The sequence below is a fragment of the uncultured Duncaniella sp. genome (assembly GCF_910577345.1).
Lineage (GTDB): Bacteria > Bacteroidota > Bacteroidia > Bacteroidales > Muribaculaceae > Duncaniella.
In genome coordinates this window covers 1-510 of the sequence record NZ_CAJTMT010000071.1, presented here as the reverse complement: position 1 = coordinate 510, position 510 = coordinate 1, and the positions used below count along the sequence as shown (strand labels likewise).

The following is a 510-nucleotide window of genomic DNA, read 5'->3' as shown; positions in this document are numbered from 1 at the left end:
TAACGCTTTTTTCATAAAACAATAGTTGATTTTGTTAATTTTAATTATCTAACAATTCGGGTTCTAAAAAGGTTTCTGAAAAGTTAAGATTTCTTTTAAAGTCGCATTTTTAATGTAATTATATTGCGGGGGATTATTGGATTGTTGGGGGATTAAATATGAGGTATCAAGGGTTGGTATTAAACGTAGGTATTATCGGACATCTTCGATGCCCGTGGTGGAAGAATCATTCATTTACCCCGCGCCTCACTCCCGGCTACGGGCTTTGGCCTTCGGCCGTCGCCCGTGGCCGTCCGCTCGTGGCGGGGCTACCATCGCAGCGCTGCTCCGCAGCTTATCGGTTGCCGTCCGGCATGGTAACGTCAAAGCGTTGTTTCGTGGCCTATCGGTTGCCATCCGGCACGGTAACGTCAAAGCGTTGTTTCGTGGCCTATCGGTTGCCATCCGGCACGGTAACGTCAAAGCGTTGTTTCGTGGCCTATCGGTTGCCATCCGGCACGGTAACGTCAA

At 48.2% G+C, this 510-nt stretch carries 1 protein-coding gene; it reads left to right on the top strand.

Features of this window, described 5'->3' with window-relative positions; all coding sequences use genetic code 11:
• Positions 1-173 precede the first annotated feature (173 nt).
• A partial coding sequence (locus QZ310_RS13655) for a hypothetical protein (protein ID WP_297073842.1) occupies positions 174-510 on the top strand: 337 nt, incomplete at its 3' end.